Origin of the sequence: Methanoregula sp., assembly GCF_049690535.1 — an archaeon.
GTDB lineage: Archaea > Halobacteriota > Methanomicrobia > Methanomicrobiales > Methanospirillaceae > Methanoregula.
In genome coordinates this window covers 1-4,039 of the sequence record NZ_JBAVMX010000003.1, presented here as the reverse complement: position 1 = coordinate 4,039, position 4,039 = coordinate 1, and the positions used below count along the sequence as shown (strand labels likewise).

General features: G+C 51.3%; 4 protein-coding genes and 1 pseudogene. 4 read left to right on the top strand and 1 reads right to left on the bottom strand.

Annotated features, from left to right (window positions below):
• The 3 genes and pseudogenes from WCE46_RS00120 to WCE46_RS00110 all read left to right on the top strand — a co-directional run.
• A pseudogene (locus WCE46_RS00120) lies at window positions 1-311 on the top strand (RNA methyltransferase); the annotation flags it as partial.
• 1,316 nt (window positions 312-1,627) lie between these two features.
• Window positions 1,628-2,140, top strand: a complete 513-nt coding sequence (locus tag WCE46_RS00115) for a hypothetical protein (protein ID WP_424731672.1) — start codon at window positions 1,628-1,630, stop codon at window positions 2,138-2,140.
• Window positions 2,141-2,416: 276 nt separating this feature from the next.
• Window positions 2,417-2,752: a cupin domain-containing protein gene (locus tag WCE46_RS00110; RefSeq protein WP_424731671.1), complete on the top strand. Its 336-nt coding sequence runs from the start codon at window positions 2,417-2,419 to the stop codon at window positions 2,750-2,752.
• A gap of 6 nt (window positions 2,753-2,758) precedes the next feature.
• Here WCE46_RS00110 and WCE46_RS00105 read toward each other — a convergent pair whose 3' ends face one another.
• Entirely contained in the window at window positions 2,759-2,983 is a 225-nt protein-coding gene (locus tag WCE46_RS00105; RefSeq protein WP_424731670.1) for a ferredoxin, read from the bottom strand.
• A 152-nt stretch (window positions 2,984-3,135) separates the two neighbouring features.
• Here WCE46_RS00105 and WCE46_RS00100 point away from each other — a divergent pair.
• The coding region (locus WCE46_RS00100) for a copper ion binding protein (RefSeq protein ID WP_424731669.1) at window positions 3,136-4,039 on the top strand (904 nt) is incomplete at its 3' end.

Genomic DNA, 4,039 nt, shown 5'->3' with positions numbered 1-4,039 from the left:
TCCCGGTACCCCAGTACCGTTTGGCTTCGCCGTACGATATGGGCCACCTGTACCGGCATATCGACCGGTTTCTGGACGAGGTGCACCACCCGGCCTTCAAGCGCGAGAACACGATGATCATGATCCGTCGCATTCTCGGCAGGGCCGGCCTCACGACCCGGGAGGCAAGCACCGTGCATGGTCTCCTGCGCCGGACCGAGTGGCACATCGATCCCGATGCGCTCGACCGGGAGAAAGAGGCGCAGCGGCGGCACAAGAACCAGCATGTCGAGGGTGAGACATCTCCGGATCAGGATCCGGGCGATGAATAGACCCTGATGTTTTAACAACGGGAATGCTGATTTATTTCGATAATCGTAACAGGCCCTCACAAAAAGATCGGGCAGAGGTGGAGCTTGTCAATGAAGAGGGCGAGCAGTACCTTACTGATTTGATCGGAAAAGTTATCGGGAAAACCTCAATGACAATGCGAGAAGAGATAAACTTTTGATCCTGTGAATGATTTTGTTAAGACGTTTGAGTGTTTATTCAAACGTTAGAAATATCGGCTCCGCACCCGGCACGAGCGAGCCTGGCGACAGCTCCCGGGTCCATGAGCTCTTGCGTGGACGATCTCAAATGGGGGGGCCGAATGATTACACGAATCCGCATGGCCGGTAGTTTACGCCGCTCCACCCTTCGGGCAGGACTCCCTTTATAAATGGGGACAGAGGCCAGACATGCCCTCTCCAATGATCTATTCTCCGACGGAGAGTTTTCAGGCTGGATCCGAGGCCGGGACGCTCCAGTGGAAATGGTGCCAATCCACTGCACGATTTTTTCTTTAAACCGGTATTTTTGGAAACGGACCGTTTTAATCAGGAAAAAACCGTGCAAATTAGACGCGTTCCTTTCATCACGAAAAAGAGAAAGTGCAATTGGTCATACAGAGCGTCGGGAGGGCTAAAAAATGCGTTTATTGCCTGAAAATAAAGTGGGTTCCTGAACGGGAAAAAGCGATCCGGTTTTTCCGGGAAAACGTCGGGGCTCTGCCAGCCCTGTGCTTCCGGCAGGCCCGGAACGGTATCCGAATGGCGGGATGCAGTGGTTTTGAGGGTTTTAGCGTCGGAAAATGGTGGAGTTCCCCGTCGGTTGCACATCAACGGGATTCTCTGATTTTGTATTTTTCCCCGGCTTCTTTGTTGCTGTAAGGATTTTTCGAGCAGAGCGTGCTCTCGGGGGCTCCGCCCCCGCCGCACGGGCATCCCCCGGTTGCGATAGTGTGACAGATGGTTGAAGGGAATTTGTAGTCGAACACTCCTTTGCGGAAATTTATTTACTTGATCCGCCGCGGGGGCGTCCCTTCGGGGCGGCGGAACTCCTCGCTCGTGTGGGGGTAGGGGGACATCAACCTCCATCGTTGCAGCATCCGGTCTTGCCGTACTTTTCCGGAATAACACATTGTTAACTGTGAATAATGCACACATGGAGAGGCGAGTTAAAAATAGAGTTTCAGCCCTAACGTTGCGGACTTTTCCATTAAGTTTCCCCGACAAACGCATTAATGGATTCTTTTTCTGATAACTATGCATTAACGAGGTGCACGCTACCAAATTAATATTATGTAGTTTCTGAATATAGTGGAATTATGAAGAACGCGAAATATTGGTTTGTAGGCATTCTTTTCTGCGTATTAGCATCTGTTTTTGCTTTAGTTGTGCCACTCTACGGTCATGACGCTGCAACAGAGACAAATTATTTCATTCCTGTAGGAATTGGATTGTTTTTTTTTGGATTGAGTCTTATTATCCTCTTTGGCTCACAAGATGAGAATAAAGCGTTAATGAATGAAATTCAAAAAATTAATCGAAGATTGGATAGCACAATCGTTTTGCCTCAAAATATAATCAGAGTTCCGGACCATGAAGGAAATAATAGAAGGGATGTTGCGTTAGCATTGTGGGGAGTGATAATCGGCGTGTGGGCAGGAGTACTTGGAGGTATACTTACTGGTTCGATGTTCGATATTTTAGATCATGAACCTGCTACAATGATTTTATGGGGGATTATAGCCTTTTTCTTATCTTCAATTATAACATTGGTTGCTCTAACTTGGTATGTCAAACAAATAATAACAAAATTAATGTCTCCCACTGAATAGGGAACTGATAATATCCCCTTTTCGATGAGAAATCAAAGAAAACGTACATTCTATATGAACCAAGGATGGGTCTACGCATCGCAACCCTGCTGAGACTTATTCTATATGAGCCAAGAGAGAGGGCGGTAAGCCGCCGTCGCTCTGGGGTAATCTCCCTAGGCGACCGCCCCCCGTCCTCGCATTGCGAGGGAGACCCCCCTTCCCACGCAGGAATACATTTAGCAGGACCGATACAGATATCCGGCTGCATACAAAGATACTATGCAGGAACCTGCCATGACAGATACCGGACGTGAAGACCTCAAAGAAAAAGTGCTCACCGTAAATGACCTCATCGCGTACCAGCCCGGCACCGTTGCGAGCCGTATGATCGTTTTTAAAAAAGCCGGTACCATCACGGTTTTCTCCTTTGATGCGGGAGAAGGTCTCTCCGAACATACCGCTCCCTACGATGCAGTACTCATGGTGACTGATGGCAATGCCGAGGTGCAGATCGACAAAAAGCCCTTCACCCTCCGTGCGGGAGAGATGATCGTCCTGCCAGCGAACAAGCCGCATGCGGTCTTCGCGCACGAGCGTTTTAAGATGACCCTCACGATGATCCGCGAGTGAACCCGGTTATTCCACTATAGTAATAATCGCCGATGGGCAGAGATCGGCGGCATCGCGTGCGCAGGTGATGGTATCGGGAATGGCGATACTGGCCGCGATATCTCCGTTCTCCCGGTATTCCTCGACGATCTGCGAAAACGAGTCTTCTTCATTCTGCACAAAGAGCGCCGGGCACGTATCCCAGCACGAACCACAGCTCACGCACTGCATCCTGTCGATAGTTACTTTCATGGAAATCCCCTGTACCGCATCTTAGTCCTGCATGGGGGCGTCATGAGCAATAAACGTTCCACTCGTACACGGTGTCGCCTTTAAGAACCGTTATAACCATAAAAAGAGAGATGCAGCACAACGAAACCCTGTCGTTAACAGAGGACTGATCCATGCCGGAGCCGGAAACGAAGAACGCAGAACTCAAAATTACCGGTATGCACTGCGCGACCTGCGCTGTCGCCGTTGAAGAAGCGCTTGCAAACGTCAAAAACGTCACCAGGGCGGAGGTGAACTTCGGGACCGATTCAGCCCGCGTGGAGTTCGATCCTTCGAAGGTCTCGATTGCCGATCTCGAAAAAGCGGTGCGAGACGCCGGTTACGAAGTGACCAACCGGGAGGTCGTTTTAAAAGTCGGCGGCATGATGTGCGCTACCTGTGTCCAGACCATCGAGGCTGCACTCCGGGCGCTGCCGGGGGTCGTCGTCGCAAACGTGAACCTGGGAAATGAGCAGGCCTATGTCACCTTCAATCCATCTCTCACCTCAGTCGGGGATATGAAAAAGGCGATCGAGGACGACGGGTACCAGTATCTTGGCATCGCCGGGCAGGTAAGCGACGAGGAGGAAAAGGTGGTGCGGGATGCCGACCTCCACGACAAGCTGATGCGGTTTTCCATCGGGTTTGCGGTCAGCATCCCTCTCATGATCCTCATGTGGGTGCCCCTTGGTATCCCCATGCAGGTGCTCGCGTACTTCATGCTCGTGGTCTCGACGCCGGTCTTCGTCTACGTCGCATACCCCATCTTCAAAGCCGCATGGACATCGCTTAAGAACAAAACCCTCTCCATGGATGTCATGTATGCGATGGGCACCGGCGTCGCGTATGTTGCAAGCGTGATGGGCACATTCTCACTTGTCCTCACGAGCGACTACATGTTCTACGATACCGCGATCATGCTCGCCGCGTTTTTAATGCTCGGGAGGTATCTCGAAGCCCGGGCAAAGGGCCGGACCTCTGACGCGATCAAAAAACTTGCCGGGCTCCAGGCAAAGACCGCGACAATCATCCGCGACG